The sequence below is a fragment of the Indolivaga capnocytophagoides genome (genome assembly GCF_036511535.1).
In the GTDB taxonomy this organism is placed as follows: domain Bacteria; phylum Bacteroidota; class Bacteroidia; order Bacteroidales; family Dysgonomonadaceae; genus Dysgonomonas_A; species Dysgonomonas_A capnocytophagoides.
The window spans coordinates 3,872,413-3,892,338 of the sequence record NZ_AP028867.1; the positions used below are offsets into that span (position 1 = coordinate 3,872,413).

General features: G+C 37.9%; 19 protein-coding genes and 1 tRNA gene. 12 read left to right on the plus strand and 8 right to left on the minus strand.

Annotated features, from left to right (window positions below; genetic code table 11):
- Positions 1–34: 34 nt before the first annotated feature.
- The 4 genes from AABJ51_RS15565 to AABJ51_RS15580 all read right to left on the minus strand — a co-directional run bounded on the left by AABJ51_RS15565 (position 35) and on the right by AABJ51_RS15580 (position 4,324).
- Complete coding sequence (locus AABJ51_RS15565; RefSeq protein WP_338373303.1) at positions 35–1,441, minus strand: S41 family peptidase; 1,407 nt, start codon at positions 1,439–1,441, stop codon at positions 35–37.
- Positions 1,442–1,496: 55 nt separating this feature from the next.
- Positions 1,497–2,105: an L-threonylcarbamoyladenylate synthase gene (locus tag AABJ51_RS15570; protein WP_338373304.1), complete on the minus strand. Its 609-nt coding sequence runs from the start codon at positions 2,103–2,105 to the stop codon at positions 1,497–1,499.
- Positions 2,106–2,206: 101 nt separating this feature from the next.
- On the minus strand, positions 2,207–3,025 hold the full coding sequence (locus tag AABJ51_RS15575) for an enoyl-ACP reductase FabI (protein WP_026626424.1): 819 nt from the start codon (positions 3,023–3,025) through the stop codon (positions 2,207–2,209).
- 333 nt (positions 3,026–3,358) lie between these two features.
- Positions 3,359–4,324, minus strand: a complete 966-nt coding sequence (locus AABJ51_RS15580; protein ID WP_491844610.1) for a GNAT family N-acetyltransferase — start codon at positions 4,322–4,324, stop codon at positions 3,359–3,361.
- 472 nt (positions 4,325–4,796) lie between these two features.
- On the opposite strand from AABJ51_RS15580, the gene AABJ51_RS15585 reads away from it, so the two are divergent.
- From AABJ51_RS15585 to AABJ51_RS15610, 6 genes are all read left to right on the plus strand, one after another.
- Positions 4,797–5,663, plus strand: coding sequence for a nucleoside phosphorylase (locus tag AABJ51_RS15585; RefSeq protein ID WP_026626426.1), 867 nt, complete (start codon positions 4,797–4,799; stop codon positions 5,661–5,663).
- A 190-nt stretch (positions 5,664–5,853) separates the two neighbouring features.
- Positions 5,854–6,516 carry a SanA/YdcF family protein gene (locus AABJ51_RS15590; RefSeq protein WP_026626427.1) on the plus strand — a complete coding sequence of 221 codons (663 nt, stop codon included), beginning with the start codon at positions 5,854–5,856 and terminating at the stop codon, positions 6,514–6,516.
- 8 nt (positions 6,517–6,524) lie between these two features.
- Positions 6,525–6,956, plus strand: coding sequence for a GNAT family N-acetyltransferase (locus AABJ51_RS15595; RefSeq protein ID WP_338373306.1), 432 nt, complete (start codon positions 6,525–6,527; stop codon positions 6,954–6,956).
- A 109-nt stretch (positions 6,957–7,065) separates the two neighbouring features.
- Positions 7,066–7,635, plus strand: coding sequence for a GyrI-like domain-containing protein (locus tag AABJ51_RS15600; protein WP_338373307.1), 570 nt, complete (start codon positions 7,066–7,068; stop codon positions 7,633–7,635).
- Between the two features lie 12 nt (positions 7,636–7,647).
- The gene (locus AABJ51_RS15605) at positions 7,648–8,196 is read left to right on the plus strand and encodes a DUF4269 domain-containing protein (protein ID WP_338373308.1); all 549 of its coding nucleotides are present in this window, start codon (positions 7,648–7,650) and stop codon (positions 8,194–8,196) included.
- 187 nt (positions 8,197–8,383) lie between these two features.
- On the plus strand, positions 8,384–10,228 hold the full coding sequence (locus AABJ51_RS15610; RefSeq protein ID WP_338373309.1) for a glycoside hydrolase family 13 protein: 1,845 nt from the start codon (positions 8,384–8,386) through the stop codon (positions 10,226–10,228).
- A gap of 149 nt (positions 10,229–10,377) precedes the next feature.
- Here the strand turns inward: AABJ51_RS15610 and fumC are convergent, their stop codons facing one another.
- From fumC to rlmH, 4 genes are all read right to left on the minus strand, one after another.
- Positions 10,378–11,772 (minus strand): class II fumarate hydratase, encoded by a 1,395-nt coding sequence (fumC, locus tag AABJ51_RS15615; protein ID WP_338373310.1) that lies wholly within the window; start codon positions 11,770–11,772, stop codon positions 10,378–10,380.
- A gap of 104 nt (positions 11,773–11,876) precedes the next feature.
- Complete coding sequence (locus tag AABJ51_RS15620) at positions 11,877–14,318, minus strand: FAD-dependent oxidoreductase (protein ID WP_338373311.1); 2,442 nt, start codon at positions 14,316–14,318, stop codon at positions 11,877–11,879.
- A gap of 82 nt (positions 14,319–14,400) precedes the next feature.
- A complete protein-coding gene (locus tag AABJ51_RS15625; RefSeq protein WP_026626433.1) occupies positions 14,401–14,760 on the minus strand; it encodes a MarR family winged helix-turn-helix transcriptional regulator in 360 nt (119 codons plus the stop codon).
- Positions 14,761–14,836: 76 nt separating this feature from the next.
- Positions 14,837–15,310, minus strand: coding sequence for a 23S rRNA (pseudouridine(1915)-N(3))-methyltransferase RlmH (gene rlmH / locus AABJ51_RS15630; protein ID WP_026626434.1), 474 nt, complete (start codon positions 15,308–15,310; stop codon positions 14,837–14,839).
- A gap of 278 nt (positions 15,311–15,588) precedes the next feature.
- Between rlmH and AABJ51_RS15635 the strand changes: the two genes are divergently transcribed.
- From AABJ51_RS15635 to AABJ51_RS15660, 6 genes are all read left to right on the plus strand, one after another.
- A complete protein-coding gene (locus tag AABJ51_RS15635) occupies positions 15,589–16,878 on the plus strand; it encodes an Nramp family divalent metal transporter (RefSeq protein ID WP_026626435.1) in 1,290 nt (429 codons plus the stop codon).
- 96 nt (positions 16,879–16,974) lie between these two features.
- Positions 16,975–17,056 (plus strand) — tRNA-Leu (locus AABJ51_RS15640).
- A gap of 261 nt (positions 17,057–17,317) precedes the next feature.
- A complete protein-coding gene (locus AABJ51_RS15645) occupies positions 17,318–18,574 on the plus strand; it encodes a site-specific integrase (RefSeq protein ID WP_338373312.1) in 1,257 nt (418 codons plus the stop codon).
- 2 nt (positions 18,575–18,576) lie between these two features.
- Entirely contained in the window at positions 18,577–19,089 is a 513-nt protein-coding gene (locus AABJ51_RS15650; protein WP_338373313.1) for an ORF6N domain-containing protein, read from the plus strand.
- Between the two features lie 230 nt (positions 19,090–19,319).
- Complete coding sequence (locus AABJ51_RS15655; protein WP_166198922.1) at positions 19,320–19,592, plus strand: helix-turn-helix domain-containing protein; 273 nt, start codon at positions 19,320–19,322, stop codon at positions 19,590–19,592.
- Between the two features lie 28 nt (positions 19,593–19,620).
- Entirely contained in the window at positions 19,621–19,917 is a 297-nt protein-coding gene (locus AABJ51_RS15660; RefSeq protein WP_338373314.1) for a helix-turn-helix domain-containing protein, read from the plus strand.
- Positions 19,918–19,926: the final 9 nt, after the last annotated feature.

The following is a 19,926-nucleotide window of genomic DNA, read 5'->3' on the forward strand; positions in this document are numbered from 1 at the left end:
TGCCTTTTTTCTAGCTAATATATATAATGTCGTTTTAAGGTCTCAGGTTGTCGATTGATATTGTTCCGGGCTCGCTCTTTATAGATGAACCTAAGTATTCAACAGGGGACGGCCAGTTCGATACTTTTGCCGAACGTGTGCTTGTCTTCGTTTCGATTCCTGTTATTTCCTTTAGAGTTCCTTTTAAAACATATTCTTCAATGTCTCCCAGAGGTTTTAATTGTGTTTTTGTTCCCGATTCGGTGTTAATCTCTTTGAGTTCGTTATTAACTTTTGTACGGTAGCTATAATTCTTATTTTTATCTGCAAAATGACCAAGGGCAATTTTGACAGCCCATTTAGAACTACCATCCGATAATTTAATCGCAACTTGGTTGCTGGTAGCTAAATTTTGCCCTTTCATGTCTTCACCGGTAATAACGATCTTATCGCCCCAGTATGCTCTCAATGCGTGTATCAATGTTTCGGAAGGTCCGGCTGTACTTTGACCAGTTATAACATAAATACTTTCCAATTGACTTCCTAAGTTCTGGATGGTTTTGTCTGTTGAAAATTTGTAGGCTATATCTTTGCTGGCATCTTCTCTGGCCAGATATGCAAATGCTGCTCCCTGATCTTGTGTCTTTACAAGAGAACTGCCCAAAGCCGACAAATAGTCATATCCTCCTGTTGCATTGTAGCGAAGATCCAAAATTAGGGTTTTTACCCCTTGATTTTTAAATTCGTTCAGTTTGCTGATCAGTGGGCTTAAATAAGTCCCAGCTGAGAGAAAATGGTTATATACAATGTATCCGATTTTTTTGCCTGATGCAGGGAAGATATCCGCACTCGAATAATACAATGGATCTTGTACCTTAGAAGGACTCACTGCTACATCTTCAGGATTGAATGTGGAAGCAGCTTCTCCACTTCCAGGTCTACGGTAAAGTATACTGAATTGTTTTCCGCTTGTTATACAATTAGGCAATAATGTATTGTAATTATCTTTAGTAACTGCGATTGTATCTTTTGCCAATCCTGTTGGGCTTACGTGTGTGATTAAGTATCCTCTTTCTATTTCAACTTTTTCAGCTTTGGTTCCTTTTTTTACATATAAGATAGCATAGTATGTCTTACCATCATCGTACCTATTCGCGGCATATTCAAAACCAATATCGTAAGCAGTAGTAGCAGTTGGTATATCTGCGATTAGTTTAATCCAGGAAACAGTATCCTTCGAATTAAGTAATTTTTTGAAAAAAGCATCCGAGTTCATCATTATATCCGGAGTCTCAGTCGGAAGGTTCCAGCAATAATTTGCTTTCATCAGTTTTAGTATTGAATCATTTGCTTCGTCAGAAAATTCGATCACAGGGTCTGATCCATTGTTATTACTACATGCCCATGAAAACAGACCGCCGATGGCGATTGTTATTGCTAAAAAGAGTTCTTTTCTTATCATTTTTATTGTGTTGTGCGATTATATCCCGATTCAAATATACGTATTTATTTTATTTTTACCAAATTAGGTCGCCCTTCCCTTGTCTGGTTATTGTTGGTTCCGAGTCTGTGCAATCTACGATGGTAGAACCATCTATCCCTCCGTATCCTCCATCGACAATAAGGTCGACAGTGTTTTCATATTTTTCATTAATTAATTCCGGATCTGTGAGGTATTCAATTACTTCATCATCACCTTTTATGGAGGTTGTTAGTATAGGGTTTCCTAATATTCTGGCTATTTCACGAATAATATTATTATCGGGGATTCTTATTCCTACCATTTTTTTGTCCTTATATATTCTTGGTAAAGACGATGTGGTTTTTAACAAGAATGTAAAAGGTCCCGGGAGGTTCTTTTTCATTAGCTTAAAAGTAGTATTATCTACTTTGGCATATTCACTGATGTTACTTAGGTCGTAGCAGATTATAGATAAATTACTCTTTGACGGATTGATCCCTTTCAGTTTGCAAATACGTTCCACAGCTCTGACATTCAGAGCGTCGCATCCCATGGCATAAACAGTATCGGTAGGATAAATAACGAGTCCTCCGTCCTGAAGCACCTTCACGACTTTTTCGATGTCTTTTGGGTTGGTATTTGTTTCGTATAGTTTTACGAGCATTTGACAGATATTCTGAGTTTGATATTCCGAGGTTTAAGCAAAAACAGCTGCCTCTATATTAAGACAACTGTTTCTGCGATTTTGTTGCATCTGATGTGCAATTATTTTTTCTCGATATAGTCTTCTACTACAGCCTGAGTTAATCCCATGTTGGAGAATCCTCCATCGTGGAAAAGGTTTTGCATAGTTACCATACGGGTCAGGTCTGAGAACATAGCTACACAATAGTCAGCACATTCTTCTGCATTGGCATTGCCTAATGGAGACATTTTTTCGGCAAAGTCAAAGAAAGCGTTCATTCCTCCGATACCTTGTCCGGCAGTAGTCAATGTAGGTGATTGAGATATTGTATTTACACGTACTTTCTTGTCACGTCCGTATACATATCCAAAGCTGCGTGCTATAGATTCGAGCAATGCTTTAGCATCTGCCATGTCATTATATCCTGTAAATGTACGTTGTGCAGCGATGTGAGTCAAGGCAAGAATAGATCCTCCTTCAGCAACAGCATCCAGTTTTTTTGCAGCCTGCATCATTTTGTGAAATGAAATAGCTGAAATGTCTAATGTTTTATCCAGATTTCTGTAGTCTAAGTCGTCGTATGCGCGTCCTTTTCTAACGTTAGGAGACATACCGATCGAGTGCAAAACGAAATCTATTTTTCCGCCAAGAATTTCCATTGATTGTTTGAATACATCTTCTAACTCTTCAACGTTAGTTGCATCCGCAGGTACAATCTTAGCATTTAGTTTTTCGCTTAAACCGTTCAACTCGCCCATGCGCAGAGCCATTGCTGTATTCGACAATGTGATAACAGCTCCTTCTTCAACCGCTTTTTCGGCAACTTTCCAAGCAATAGACTTATCGTTAAGGGCTCCGAAAATGATCCCTCTTTTGCCTTTTAATAAATTATGACCCATTTTTTTTTATTTGTAATAAATGAATAATCAATCGAATAATACTTTTAAAGTAATAAAGTAACAGTAAATTTTTAATGTCGTAATTTCCAGTAATAACTAGCTGTTGTTATTATGCTTGGATCGACAATAAAGTAGGTCTGAGACCTTAAAACCAAAAGTAAATCGGCACAAAAATACTAAAATTGTGCAATAAAAATGTTTTCTTGGTGCAAATTTTATATTTCAGTGGATCATTCGTCTTATATTTAAGTAATAGAAAGCATTTGATGATGTCTTTAAGTGATGGCCGACTGTTGCTATGTCTGCAAAGTCTGGTAAAATAGGTCTGAGACCTTAATAGAAATCAATGATTCCGGAATCTTTCCCTAATGCTCCCGGTTCTAGCTCATATGCAAGGGAATACAGATCTGGGATTCCGTTAATATTATTAATATTAAAATTAGAGGATTCAATAAAGCCAAAACGTTTATAGTATTCAGGGTCGCCGCATAAAAATACGGCTGTATAACCTGCCTTTTTAGCCAATCTGAGACTTTCTTTTATTAATGCGGAACCGATTTGTTTGTTTCGGTACTCTAATTTTACTGATAATGGAGCTATCAGTAAAGCTTTTATTTTATTAATTCCCGAAGTGAGACTGATTTCCAAACGGGTAAGCATGATATGCCCAATGAGTCTTCCTTCATGTTCGGCAACTAAAGATAGTCCCGGAATATATTTTGGACTTTTTCTCAGATTCACTGCATAATCTTGTTCGTCTCCGTCTTTTACTTTAGCGGTTTCGAAGGCAGTCTTGATCAATTGGTATATTTCAGAATAATCACTTTCTGTTTCGGGGCGTATGTTGTATTTCAGTCTTCTCCATATATATCCCGTTGCTGTATCTGCGATATGCTCGAAGTTACATTTTTGTAATACTTTCTGTGATGCAAAGTTATCTTTGTCTGTTTCTGCTATTACCGTATGTGCTCTGTTTCCGGTCAAAGCCCAACAGGTTATTGCTGCAACAGATTCTGTCATAAAACCTTTGTTGCGAGAGTCTTCATGCGTGCCATAACCGATTTCGACCGTACCTTCTTTGTCCGGTTTGTTCTTAAAACAAATACTGCCTACCATTCTATTAACTTTTTTTTCTATGATAATCCAGAATGTGTACCAGATATGATGATCAGGATCATTTACCGCAAGGTTATAATTGTAGCGCAGTGCATATTCGGTTTTCGCATCGAGTTTTTTAACAGAAGGAGTTAACCCCAATTCATTTTCTAATTTCTCTGTGCCCTGAATGAATAAATTCATTTGCTGTATGCTTAAAGGCTTAATATATAAACGATTTGTATGTAATATCATTTTTTTGAGTATTTGAAGTTCTGCTATTTCTAAAAACTGCAGGCGTTGAGCAGTGCATCCCGAATGTTTTCGGGCGAATAGCATATTGTATATAAATAGATTAATAACCGGACAGGAATTTGTTCGGTTAAAATGAAGGGATAATCTGTAAAAGTGTCACAGATTATTTACTTCACCAATATCAATGTAGTAGCAGTCATAAAAACAGAATAATTTATCTAAAGGCAAAGATATTGTTTTATTTAATAAATAGAAGGTATTTAAATCTATAATAATTTCAAAGGCAGATTTACATTTGCTATATTTGTGTACAACATGAGGCTTCAGCCTTTGTATTGACAAGTCAAGTATAACAGCGAAGGTTTGTTATCTCTTGATGATGAATTGTTAAATATTTCTGTTACTTAAAAGAGAAAAGATTATGAGAATAATACCAGAATCGGAATTAATCATTAATAGCGATGGCAGTGTTTTTCATCTCCATCTGAAACCCGAACAGCTTTCGGATAAGATAATAATGATGGGAGATCCGTCGAGAGTAACCCTTACAGCTTCGTTCTTCGATAGCATCGAATGTGAGGTCTCAAGCAGGGAATTTCATACCATAACGGGGACTTATAAAGGCAAACGTATTACAGCTTTATCTCATGGTATCGGTCCCGATAATATCGATATTGTGATTACCGAATTGGATGCCCTCGCTAATGTTGACTTTAAAACCCGTGAGGTGAAAAAAGATTTCAAACAGTTGACAATGGTACGGGTCGGAACTTCCGGTGGATTACAGCCTCATTGCCCGATAGGGTCTTATGTGGTTTCAGAGAAATCGATAGGTTTCGATGGTGTTCTGAACTATTACGAAGGACGTAATTCTGTTTCAGAACTCGATTTTGAAGATGCCTTTAAGAAGCATGTAAACTGGTCTCCTTTACATTGTTCTCCTTATGTAGTGAAAGCCGATCATGACTTGGTAGAGCAAATAGGACATGATATGATTAAGGGTGTAACCATTTCCGCTATTGGTTTTTACGGACCTCAGGGACGGTATGTGCGTATGCCGTTAGCAAATCCCGATCTGAACAGTAAGATTGAGTCTTTTAAATTCGGAAAAGATGTTATAACCAATTACGAAATGGAAAGTGCGCCTCTTGCCGGACTTGGTAAATTGATGGGACACAAAGCTATGACTGTCTGTTCGATAATCGCTAACCGCCTTGCAGGTGAATCGAATTCAAATTATAAAGGATCTATCGAAGATTTAGTTAAAACGGTGTTGGAGCGTATCTGATCCTGTTTTCTTCAGCAAAATATAAAGCAGCATATCTTATCTTTATTGCAAATAGGATAGGGTATGTTGTTTTTTTAGATATAATCATAACCTGAGGATTACCTTTTGGAGATGTACTTTAAATTTGTATGTTTACCAAAAGAATAAAATAGTTACAGGTTTTAACGATTGAAGTATAGGGGACTAATTGATGAAGGAACGTAGAAGAGGGAAAGTCATAAAGAAAGTGATTATAGCTATCTCCATTGTATTTTTTTTAATAATAGGAGTATTGGTCTATGCCAATTGGAAAGTGCCGGCAGATACACGTCATTATTTGACCCATAGTGTTGATAGTGTTCCTGTTCGTAAAGCGGCGTTGGTATTGGGTGCTTCGAGATATCTGAAAGGGGGATATCCCAACCCCTATTTCACATATCGTATAACTGCTGCAAAAGAATTGTATGATGCAGGAAAGGTAAAAGCCTTTGTTATGAGCGGTGATAATGGACGTAAATCATACAATGAGCCTGAAGATATGAAAAATGCTCTCGTAGAAATGGGAGTTCCGGATAGTATTATTTATCTTGATTATGCCGGATTCAGAACCCTGGATTCGGTTGTGAGAATGAAAGAGATATTCGGTCAGGATTCTTTTATCGTAGTTTCTCAGGGGTTTCATAATGAAAGGGCTGTATTTATAGGTCAGCAATATGGACTAGATATTTATGGATATAATGCTAAAGATGTCGGATTAGGCAGGGTATCTTATAAAACCATTCTGCGAGAAAAATTTGCACGTGTAAAAGTCTTTGTAGATAGGTTAATAAATAAACAACCTCGGTTTTTAGGTGAACCAATCGAAATCTTATAGTGTTTAATATGAAAATAGAAGAGTTAAAATCGGTTGACAGTATTGTTCTGGATGACCTGAATCGTTTATTAGGGCAATTATCTGTCGACATAAATCCGATAAAGGAGATTTTATTAAAGGATATAATTGGTTCTGCTTCTGTACACCTTTTCGTTGCAAAAGACGGGGAGCGTATAATCGGGGCTTTGACTTTAGTAGAAAATAATCTTCTTTCTGGTTACAAGGCTTCAATTGAAGATGTTGTTGTGGATACTTCCCGCAGAGGAGAGGGAATAGGTCGAAAGTTAATCGAATTTGTAATTCAGTTCGCAAAAAATTCAGGCATTGAAAAAATAGATTTAACTTCGCGTCCCGATCGTTTGGCGGCAAATCAATTATATAAAAAGATAGGTTTCGTGTTGAGAGATACAAATGTATACAGATATCAACTCGTTGATTGACTGCAAGTCTTAAATGATGCGTTTTTGAGATAATTAACTGTTGTTATTATGCTTGAGAAGTCAATAAAAAGACTTCAAATTTCAATACACAGAATAAGCAGAACAGGATATGGCGGTGAGCAAGAAGAAGATTATTATAGGTTCGATCATTATAGGTCTGATATTGGTCAGTGGATTTATCTGCTATTGGTATTATGGCGGTTTTCATCCTGTAAATATACAAGAAAGAATAGGCGGAGGCGAAATTGTCGTGTTTGAGGATGTTGTTGGTGATTATTCTCAGGCAGGCCCGGTTTCGAATAAATTATACTACAGTTTGCTTTATACTGATACTCTGAATACCTCTAAAGGATTTGGTGTGTTCTATGATAATCCGCAGAAAGTAGAACGGAGTAAGCTGCGATCGGAAGTCGGCTGTGTTCTGGATAGTGTCGATAGCCTGCGCTTAAACAGAGTAAAAGCAAAATATAAGGTAAAAGAATTGCCTCAACAAGTTTATATTGTGACCGAGCTACCCTTGAAAGGCTATTTGTCTATCCTTTTGGGGTTGACTAAAGTATACCCTGCCATAACAAAGTACTGTATAGAGAAAGGTTATTCGGAAGATAGTCCCGTGACTGAAATCTATGATATGAAACGAAAAACAATCACATATAGGAAAGAGATAAAAGTTAAGTAAAGGATTGAAGTTGTGTTTGAGGATATTGAATACCTTCGGGAAGGAAATCCCGTACAGAGACATTGTTATGCGGTTTTACAAAACTTGAGAATAATGGAATATCTTCGACCTTATGCTCCTATTCTGGTCGGAACTATTCCTATAGAAATAGATATAGAAGGCAGTGATGCTGATATTGTGTGCTGTGCTCCGGATTTGCATGAAATACAAATGAGAATCCGTTTGATGTATGGGGACAAAAAGAATTTTACGGATATATTGTCGGACTACAATTATGTTGCGTCATTTACTGAGATGGATTTACCCGTTGAGTTATATGCCGAGAGCTGTCTTTCTACTCTCCAAAATGGTTATCGTCATATGTTGGTAGAATCCCGCATACTGCGCTTAGCAGGAGAAAATTTTAAAGAACAAATTGTTAATCTGAAACAGGCCGGTTATAAAACAGAACCTGCTTTCGGATATTTACTTCATTTGGAAGAGCCTTATGCAGACTTGCTTACATTGTCGGAAAAGACAGATTCCGAACTATCTGTAATAATCAAGTCTGCCCTGAAATAAGAAGTGTTATATGTAACTATTTTGCAATCGTTTGCATAGTTTTTCAGCTATATGCACAAGCTATTTGTTAAAACCCCAACCTTATAATCTCTATATTTGTTTAAAGTCTGAAAATCTATTTATCAATAAAACCGACGTGTGCTTCTATAAATCATACGTTTATACAACAAAAGAAAAACAAGCAAGAATGAAAAAATCTTACTTATTCCTTTTTCTGGCAGTACTGTTTACTGTAACGGCTTCTGCTATAGAAGTGAAAAAACTCGAGCCTGCGTTCTGGTGGGCCGGTATGAAGAACTCCGAATTACAGGTATTGTTATATGGCGATCAAATCGGAAAATGCGAAGTGTCTATAACTGCGAAATCTGCAACATTGAAAGATATTGTAAAGCAAGAAAATCCGAATTATCTTATTCTTTATCTTGATTTATCAAAAGCTACTCCCGAAAAGTTTGATATAGTGCTGACCCGCGGGAAGGTAATGAAAAAAGTACCTTATGAACTGAAGGCCCGAAAAGAGGCATCTTCTGACCGTGTAGGTTTTAATTCGAGTGATGTTTTATACCTTATAATGCCCGATCGTTTTGCTAATGGCGATACATCTAATGATGTAATTAAGGGGATGATTGACGATAAGGTTGATAGAACAGATCAATATGGACGTCATGGCGGAGATTTTAAAGGGATTGAAAATCATCTTGATTATTTGTCTGAGCTGGGTATTACTGCTATTTGGGTAAATCCGATTCAGGAAAACGATATGCCTCACGGATCATACCATGGCTATGCCATAACAGATTATTATAATGTCGACAGACGCTTCGGAACAAACGAAGAGTTTAAATCTCTTGTTGATCAAAGTCATGCCAAAGGGATGAAAGTGGTTATGGATATGATATTCAATCATTGCGGAAGTGAGAATTATCTTTTTAAAGATATGCCTTCGAAAGATTGGTTTAATTATCCCGATAAGTTTGTACAATCATCGTTCCGTACTTCTTCTCAGTACGATCCATATACTTCTCAATACGATAAAGATATGGCAGTCGATGGAGCTTTTGCAACAATGATGCCCGATTTTAATCAGCGTAACCGTCATGTGGCAACTTATCTTATCCAAAGTAGTATCTGGTGGATAGAGTACAGCGGATTGGATGGTATACGTCAGGATACTCATCCGTATGCCGATTTCGATATGATGGCGAGATGGTGTAAGGAAGTAACAGAAGAATATCCCGATTTCAACATCGTCGGAGAAACATGGTTGAATAATAATGTAGGCGTTTCTTTCTGGCAGAAAGACAGTAAGCTGGCTTATCCTAAAAATACACATTTAAGAACTGTGATGGATTTTCCGCTTCAGGGCTTGATGAACCGTGTCTTTGATGAAGAACCGGGCTGGGATAAAGGGCTGGCTGCATTGCATGATTATCTGAGTCAGGATATTGTGTATGCCGATCCGTCTAATCTGTTGACTTTCCTTGATAATCATGATACTTCAAGATTTTTCACTACCGAAGAATCTACGAATAATACAAATCGCTATAAACAGGCTTTGACATTCTTATTGACAACAAGAGGTATTCCTCAGTTATATTATGGAACCGAAATATTTATGTCGGCCGATAAAGGCAAGGGTGATGGTACTTTGCGTGAGGATTTTCCCGGAGGATGGAATGGAGATAAGCAGAACGCATTCACAAAAGCCGGGCGTACTGATAAGCAAAACGCAGCATTTGATCTGACCAGCAAGCTTCTGAAATGGAGGAGAGGTAATGATGTGATAGCCAAAGGTACTTTCAAACATTATGCTCCTGTGGACGGAGTGTATGTATACGAACGAAAATACAACGGGCACTCGGTGGTTGTTTTTCTAAGTGGATTGGATAAGGATATCACATTGGATTTGGCTAAATACAGGGAGATTCTGCCTGTCGCTCAGTCTAAAGATGTGCTGACGGGTAAGGTTGTGGATGTAAGCGGTAGTTCGTTAACTGTGGCTCCGAGAAGTGCCATGATCCTTGAATTTTAATATTCAGTCGGATAAAAAACAGTCTTAGTCTTTATTTTGTGATTATATAAAGGTTGGGCGAAATGCTTTTGATGGAGATCAATGCATTTCGCCCTTAACTATGATTAGAGTTTGTAAAAATTATCTCATATAAAGATAGGTCTGAGACCTTATTTCAGGCTGCCGGTCATGTCTTCAGGTTTTACCCATTTATCGAATTCTTCGGCTGTGAGGAATCCCGATTTTACGGCTTCTTCTTTCAGAGTTGTACCATTTTTGTGAGCTGCTTTTGCAATCTTTGCAGACTTCTCGTATCCGATGTGTGTATTGAGAGCCGTGACAAGCATCAGTGAGTTGTCGACCAGTTCTTTGATCCGTTTTTTATTCGGCTCGATACCCGAAACGCAATGATCTGTAAATGAGATACAAGCATCGCCAAGTAGTTGTGCCGATTGCAGGAAATTTGCAGCTATCACGGGCTTGAATACATTTAGCTCGTAATTTCCATTTGCTCCGGCAAAAGTAATGGTTGTATTATTTCCCATCACCTGAGCGCATACCATTGTTAAGGCCTCATTCTGAGTAGGATTTACTTTTCCCGGCATGATAGATGATCCCGGCTCGTTTTCCGGTAAGAGCAGTTCTCCGATTCCCGATCTTGGACCTGATCCCAAGAGACGGATATCCTGTGCTATTTTGAATAATGCAACAGCCAACTGATTTAAAGCTCCATGTGTGCCCACCACAGCATCGTGAGAAGCCAAAGCTTCAAATTTATTTGGTGCGGTAACAAAAGGAAGTCCTGTAAACTCAGCAATATGTTGAGCCACTTTTACGTCATATCCTTTCGGGGTATTTAATCCTGTTCCAACGGCTGTTCCTCCCAATGCGAGCTGAGACAGGTGACTCAATGTTGCTTTTATAGCATTAATGCTATATTGAACCTGAGCGGCATATCCAGAAAACTCCTGACCGAGAGTAAGAGGTGTTGCATCCTGTAGATGTGTGCGTCCTATTTTTACGATATCTTTAAATTGTTCGGCTTTGTCAGCCAGTGCTTTCTGTAACTTTTCTGCTGCAGGTATCGTGTGTTCTACCACTTCTTTATAAGCAGCTATGTGTAGTGCTGTTGGATAAGTATCGTTTGATGATTGAGACTTATTTACATCATCATTCGGATGTACAGGGCTTTTTTCTCCGAGTTTCCCTCCACTCAATACCAATGCCCTGTTGGATATAACTTCATTAACATTCATGTTGGATTGTGTTCCCGATCCGGTCTGCCAGATAACCAATGGAAACTGGTCGTCCAGTTTTCCTGTTAGTATTTCATCGCAAACCTTTGCTATGAGGTCTCTTTTTTCAATCGGCAATACACCCAGTTCAGCATTGGTGTATGCGGCTGCTTTTTTCAGATAAGCAAAAGCGTATATAATAGGTTTAGGCATAGAGCCTTCGGGGCCTATTCTGAAATTATTTCTTGAGCGTTCGGTTTGTGCCCCCCAATATTTATCGGCAGGTACATTTACTTCGCCCATTGTGTCTTTTTCGATGCGATATTCCATAATTCTATACTTTGATAAGTCTTAAATAAAGTACCTTAAAGGTCGTTATTATCAATGCCATTCACAATACCTATTTATAATGATTTTTGGAGAAATGTAATACCTTAGATAAACAGATTTACATTTCCGTTTTCGGCTCTGTCAAGATAGGCGGCCACTCCTCCGATGGTTATGCCGTCCATCAGTTCTTCCTTTTTTATGCCCATTACATCCATCGACATAGAGCAGGCGATAAATTCCACTCCGTTTTCTTTTGCCTGTTGCATCAGTGATTCAAGGCTGTCTATACGTTTTGTTTTCATTATATATCGCATCATTTTACTGCCGAGTCCTCCCATATTCATTTTAGATAGGCTCAGTTTTTTACTGTTTGCGGGGAGCATCATTCCGAACATTTTACCGAGAAAGTCTTTCTTTACATTCTGTTTTTTCTCTTTCTTGATTACATTCAATCCCCAGAATGTAAAGAAGATACTTACCTTCTTGCCGGAAGCTGCCGCTCCATTCGCTATTACAAATGATGCTAATGCCCTGTCAAGGTCATCACTGAATACGATCAGAGTCTTGTTATCCCCTTGCTTTTTTACAGGACACGATTCTGTTTCTAGTGCTTTTTCGATAGTCGCTGTAATTATTCCGCCCGAATTGTCGATGTCTATGAGTTTTGCACCTACCATACGGCACCATCCGTTGAGGTCTTCACCGAAAGCCTGATCAGTTACTTTTATTTCCAGACGATCTCCTTCGCCGATTAGGTCATAATTTTTCTTTAATTGCATGATCGGGCCCGGGCATTGCAGCCCGCAGGCATCTATATTAATTGTTTTCATGTTGTTTGCTGTTTCTTGTTCTTTTTCGTTCTTTGTGTTCGTTGAGAATGTACCTTCTGTAGATTGCTGTCCGCTTGCCAGCGCATAAGTTTTATATCCTCCCGAAAGATTATATACATCTGCATATCCATGCTGCATTAATATGCGTGAGGCGAGATAGCCCCTAAGCCCTACAGCGCAGTATACGATCAGAGGTTTGTCCTTGGGTATTTCCTTTAAACGGTTGCGTATTTCATCCACTGGAATATTTACAGCGTCTTCTATATGTCCCATTTCATATTCTTCCGCTGTGCGTGTATCTATCAGTATTGCTCCTTCTGATAGGCGTTGAGGGAGTGAGTCCCATTGCAAAATTCTGACTTTTCCTTTAAGTATATTTTCCGCAACATATCCCGCCATATTTACAGGGTCTTTAGCCGAAGAGTAGGGAGGAGCATAAGCATGCTCTATTTCTTGCAGGTCGTATATTGTACCCTCTTTCTTTATTACCTGGGCAAAGAGGTTGATTCTTTTATCCACACCGTCAAAGCCCACAATCTGTGCCCCTAGGAGGCGTCCGTCTGCCGGAGAAAAGTTTATCTTGATAGAGAGAGGAAGGGCATCGGGATAATATCCGGCATGAGAGCTCCCATGTGTATAAGACGATATATGAGGGATACCTTCTCTGTCGAGAAGTTTTGATGACGCTCCTGTTGCAGCTACAGTAATATCAAAAACTTTAGCGATGGATGTTCCGATGGTTCCACAGTAAGTATTTTTATTTCCTTCCAAGATGTTATCGGCAACGATTCGTGCCTGTTTGTTTGCAGGGCCTGCAAGCGGTATTAACGCATGCTTTTTTATAACGGGATTATATACCTCCACGGCATCACCTAAAGCGTATACGTCAGGTGCTGATGTTTGCATATATTGATCTACTTTTATTCCTCCGAGTGGACCACGTTCGAGTCGGGCTTCTTTCGCTAATTTGGTTTCGGGGCGGACTCCGATGCTAAAAATGATCATGTCGGCGGGAATACTTTTGCCGCTTTCCATATTTACGGATATTTCATTGTCGGAGGGTTTAAATCCGGTTACATTCTCATTGAGGTATAGATCTACATGTTTGCTTTTCAGGTGTTGGTGTACGTGTGCTGCCATCGGAAAATCGATGGGTGTCATAACCTGATCACCCCGCTCTATGACGCAGACTTCCAATCCGGCATCATGAAGATTCTCTACCATTTCGAGACCGATAAAGCCTCCTCCTATTACGACTGCTCTGCCTGGGTTGTGTGTGTCTATATATTTTTTGATACGATCCATATCGGGAACGTTTCGTAAAGAGAATATGCGCTTATCGTCTATTCCTGGGAGAGGTGGTTTTATCGGTTCAGCCCCTGTGGAAATAATTAATTTGTCATAACTTTCAGTGTATTTACTGTCATCTGTGTGATTGTGTACAGTCACTTTTTTGCTGTTTGTATCTATCTGTGTGACTTCTGATTTAACCCGTATATCGATATTGAAACGATTGACGAATCCTTCAGCAGTCTGCACAAATAAGCGATCACGTTCACCGATTGTTCCACCGATGTAATATGGTAAGCCGCAATTGGCATATGAAACATATTCACCCCGTTCGAACAGTACTATTTCAGCTTTTTCGTCCATTCTTCTAAGCCGGGCTGCAGCAGTGGCTCCACCTGCAACTCCTCCGATAATCAAAATCTTCATGTTTTTCTTTATTTATTCCAATAATATATTTTATTAATCATATTTGCTATTAGCAAATAAATGGTCAAAAGAAAATGGGTAGTTATTCCATTAATTTTGAAAGTTGATGTCCCAATCCTTTGAAATCCATTTCGTGCTTCAGCATTTCTTTTATTTTTTGCTTTCCGCTGTCAGTCAGAGTAAAAATCATCTGCCGTTTGTCTGTCGTGCCCATTTCTCGTGTAATATATCCTTTAGATTCAACGGTGTTTATAACTCTGGATACGCGAGAATTGGATAAGCCCACAAAATCGCATAATTCATTTGCGGCACGTGGCTTTCCGTCCTTCATACAGCATAGTATCATTCCTTCGTTTATTGTGATGCCATTGTTTTCGGCAAACTCTTTTTCGAAGTTATAAAGTGCTTTGTATACGTCTTTTAATTTGCAGATTGATTCCATATGAAAATATTTGCTAGTATGAAATATTTGCAAAGAAATGTATTTGTTGTTAAATATCCAAATTTTTGCCTATTTATTATTCGTGATGATATGGTTCGTTATTCAATATCGTCATTGCCCTGTATAATTGTTCAACAAATACAAGACGGATCATTTGGTGCGAGAATGTCATTTTTGATAACGATATTTTTTCTGCTGCTTTATCATAAACAGCTTTTGAAAAGCCATAAGGGCCACCTATCACAAAAATAAGACGTTTACTTATGGTGTGTGTCTTTTTTTCGATATAGGATGCAAATTGCAGAGACGAAAAGTCTTTGCCTCTTTCGTCGAGCAATACCAGATAGTCTCCTGCCAGCAGATTTTTGAGAATAAGCTCTCCCTCTTTTTCTTTTTGTTGCTCTTCCGATAAATTCTTTACATTTTTAATGTCCGGAATGACTTGCATCTCGAAAGGAAGGTAATGCTTCAACCTGTTTTCATATTCTTGTATTCCTTGAGAAAAGTATCCGGCATCGGTTTTTCCTATAACGAGTAAGCTTATTTTCATCGGGTATTCTATTTTTTATCTATATACAAAAATATTACTTTATGATTAATTCGAATATCTTTACATTTATAAAAATCTCTTGCGGCTATCGGTTATAAAAAAGATTGATAAGCGAAGTGGATATGGAAAATGTGAAAAATGTGTCACTTTTGTATAACTTTGTCCCTTTTTAGGGGATATTCCTTGATTACAAATAAAATACAAAGGTGACAAAAGGCAATACCAGTCTGTAGTGGTTTGTGAAGTTTGTCACTCATAGAAACAGAATAGAAATGTGAATGAAGAATTTTTGGCAGAAACTCAAGAAAGATTACACAAAGAGAGATACTAAACTGAAGTCGAGTGCATTTGACCTTTTTAAATATATAGGACCCGGGTTACTGGTGACTGTAGGGTTTATTGACCCCGGTAATTGGGCTTCAAACTTCGCTGCCGGATCTCAGTTTGGCTATACACTATTGTGGGTTGTTTCGTTATCAACCGTAATGCTTATTCTTTTGCAGCACAATGTGGCTCACTTGGGTATTGTTACCGGGCTCTGTTTGTCGGAAGCTGCTAATAAGTATCTGCCGAGAACCGGTTCGAGAGTTGTACTATGGTCTGCAATTGCAGCATCGATATCTACGTCTCTGGCCGAAATTCTGGGTGGAGCTATCGCTTTGAATATGCTATTTGCTATCCCGATAAAAGTGGGGGCGGTGCTGGTTACAATTTTTGTATTCTGTATGATGTTTTCCAGTTCGTATAAGAAGATCGAACGGTATATAATCGCCTTTGTATCTATTATCGGTTTATCTTTCATTTATGAACTGTTTCTTGTTGATATAGAGTGGGGACAGGCTGCAAAGGCATGGGTTGTGCCATCTATGCCCGAAGGCAGCATACTGATAATAATGAGCGTATTGGGTGCTGTGGTTATGCCTCACAACTTGTTTCTTCATTCGGAAGTGATCCAGAGCCGGGAATGGAATCTGAAAGATGATGAGGTAATAGAAAAGCAACTTAAGTATGAGTTCTTTGATACGCTTTTTTCAATGGTTATAGGCTGGGCGATCAATAGTGCCATGATTCTTTTGGCTGCTGCTACATTCTTTAAACAAGGATTAGTTGTCGATGATTTGCAACAAGCCAAAAGCCTTTTAGAGCCATTATTGGGAAGTGGTGCTGCGATTGTTTTTGGAGTAGCGTTATTATTTGCCGGTATTTCATCTTCAATGACTTCGGGCATTGCTGCGGGATCTATTTTTGCAGGAATGTATGATGAACCGTATAATATAAAAGATATACACTCACGTACAGGTGTTACTATCTCGCTGGGTGTTGCATTAGGAATTATATTTCTGATAACAAATCCATTCAAGGGTCTTATAATATCTCAGGCTGTTTTAAGTATGCAGCTGCCCATAACGGTCTTTTTACAGGTAAGGCTTACTTCATCGAAAGAGGTAATGGGTAAATATGCTAATCGTCCTTTGACAAAATATATGTTATACTCTATTGCAACTATTGTTACATTGTTAAATGTTTGGTTGTTATATAGTTTAGCTGCTGATTGGATAAATGGTTGATATAGTATTTTTTACTATTTCATAAAAAATGTTCGTTAAACTATTTGATTTCTAAAAACTATAATTATCTTTGTACCCGCTAACGCAATGGTAGCCGCGGATGTGGCGTAATTGGTAGCCGCGCCAGACTTAGGATCTGGTGCCGAGAGGCGTGGGGGTTCGAGTCCCTTCATCCGCACTAAGCCGAAAGGCAAAACAAAGCAAATCCTTGAAAATCAATTGGTTTTCAAGGATTTTTTTATTCCCTGAATTTTACGAAAACAGCAAAATAATGCATTTTTGAGCATTATTCCATAGCCAATTCGTAGCCAAGAATTATTTTTCAGTTTTGGCTACGAATTGGCTACGAGAATGATTTCAATTCGCTGTTATACAACATTTTGCGTAGGGTTGGTTTAATGTTAAAAAAGTAATTTTACAACAACAAAAAATCAATTTTATGGAAACAAAAATGACAAAACAGCGAAACACTTTTAATGTAGTCTGCTTAATCAGAAAAAACAGGGTGATGAAAAACGGACAAGTCCCTCTATTTATTCGTATTACCGTAAACAGTAATGTAGCCGACATTCCAATTGGCGGCAGTGTAAATCCCTCTCAGTGGAGTCAGGCACAAGGGAAAACAAGAGGTAGTAGTCGAGAAGCACAAGAATTGAATTATAATATTCAATCCGTAAAATCCCGGATTCATCAAATCTTTTGTGACCTTGGGTTAGCCGCTAAGCCTATCACGGCACAGATTATAAAAGATATCTACTTAGGAAACCACAAAGACGAAGAAGATGGTAAAACTCTAGTTGAAGTACATTCCGACCACAATGAACGGTGCAGACAATTATTAAATATCGAATATGCGCAATCAACGATTTATAAGTTTGACGCCTCGCTGAAATATCTGAAAGAATTTATGGATAAGGAATTAGACATGGAAGATATTCCTCTAAAGAATATTAATGAAGACTTTATCCGCAAATATGAACTGTACCTAAAGACAGAAAAGGGGTGTTGCAATAACTCCGCTATCAAACATCTAAAAATCTTTAAGAAGATCATTCGAATAGCAATACTTAATGATTGGCTGCATAAAGACCCGTTTGCCTCAATTAAGTTTCGTCAGGATGAAGTTCATGTAGAATTCTTAACTATGTATGAACTGGAAACACTCATTAATAAAGAGATTTCGACAAAGCGACTATCGCAAATCAGGGATGTATTTGTGTTTTGCTCTTTTACGGGATTAGCATTCGTTGATGTAAAGAATCTGAAAGAGGAGCATATTATTAGAAACGGCAACGATGAAGTATGGATTCGCAAGCCTCGTGAAAAAACGAATAATATGTGTAATATCCCTCTATTAAATATTCCGAAGATGTTATTAGAGAAATACAAGGATGATAAAGGGTGCCAATTGAAAGGTCAGCTTCTTCCGGTTCCTACAAATCAAAAATATAATACATATTTGAAAGAGGTGGCTGATTTATGTGGTATAAACAAGAGACTGACAGCGCATTGCAGCAGGCACACATTTGCCACATCGGTTACGCTAGCCAATAAAGTAACGATGGAAAATGTCGCCAAAATGCTAGGACATTCTTCTACCCGCATGACGCAGCACTATGCAAAGATTCTAGACCAGAGCATTTTGGAGGATATGATGAATGTAGATAGTAAAATTTCTAACCTTAAATTACAGTAATCATGGAGTTACAAATAATTCAGAATAAAATACATGAAATTAGAGGAGTTAAAGTATTATTGGACTTTGACCTTGCAGAAATGTATAATGTAAAAACTAAAGCCTTAAAGCAGGCCGTAAGACGGAATATAAAGCGATTTCCATTTCCCGATTTCATGTTTGAGCTATCAGAATCTGAATGGATTGAACTGGTCACAAATTGTGACCGGTTGCCTGAAACACTCAAACATAGTTCAGTATTCCCCTTTGCTTTTACAGAGCAAGGAGTTGCCATGTTATCCAGTATTTTACGCAGTGATGTAGCCATTGAAATAAATATCGCTATTATGCGAGCTTTTGTTACACTCCGTCAATATGCTTTAGGATATGCAGAACTTCATCAAAAACTAGAAACTTTTATGATTGAGACCAATATGCAGTTTAATGACATTTATCAGGCGTTGACTGAATTGGCAAGTAAGAAGGAATTAGAAAATAAGCCAAGAAAGAGAGTCGGATTTGTAAGGGATGAATAACCTTGAAGCTGCAAATTTCATTCTCAAAATATGAAAAATAACTGGTCGTCACGATCAGTTGTTTTTTTGGGGGGACGAGACAGAATAACCAGCTACGACAAATTACGACAAAACGCGACAAATTACGACAATGCTTTGAAATTAAATGATTTGCAATGTTTTTGATCTTATATTCGCTTTTGATTTGCAAATCATCAAATGTTATGTATTGTTTAACTAAAAAGTTCATTATGGAAACAACGAACATAGATAAGGTTGTATTTGAAGCCATGATATTAAAGGTCAGAAATTTTAAGAATAGAATTGAATCATTATGCAGTAAGTATAAAAATAAAGGACTGGATCAGTGGCTCGACAATCAGGATGTATGCTTAATCCTTAATATCTCTCCCCGTACCTTACAGACCTATAGAGATACAGGAAAAGTGAGTTTCAGCCGGATTAATAATAAAATTTATTATAAGGTTTCAGATATTGAAGAACTTCTGAAGTCATGTAAATGAAAGAGTAAAAACATATAATAAAAATATTATGGAAGAATTAATTACAAAACGCAACAAGGATGTCGTTACATTTTTTGAAAGCTTGGAAGAGATCATTACTTGTTTAGAAAATACTTTCGAAGAGACCAGACCTTTACTTAATGCAGAGCGTTATCTCACGGATAAGGAGGTTGCAGAAATATTGAAAGTCAGCCGTCGAACCTTGCAGGATTATCGTAATCAAGGAGTGCTTTCTTACATACTGCTGGGAGGAAAAGTCTTATATAAAGAATCAGATCTGCAAAAGACATTAAACAGCAATTATATCAAAGCCTTTCAGAACTAAATTAATACT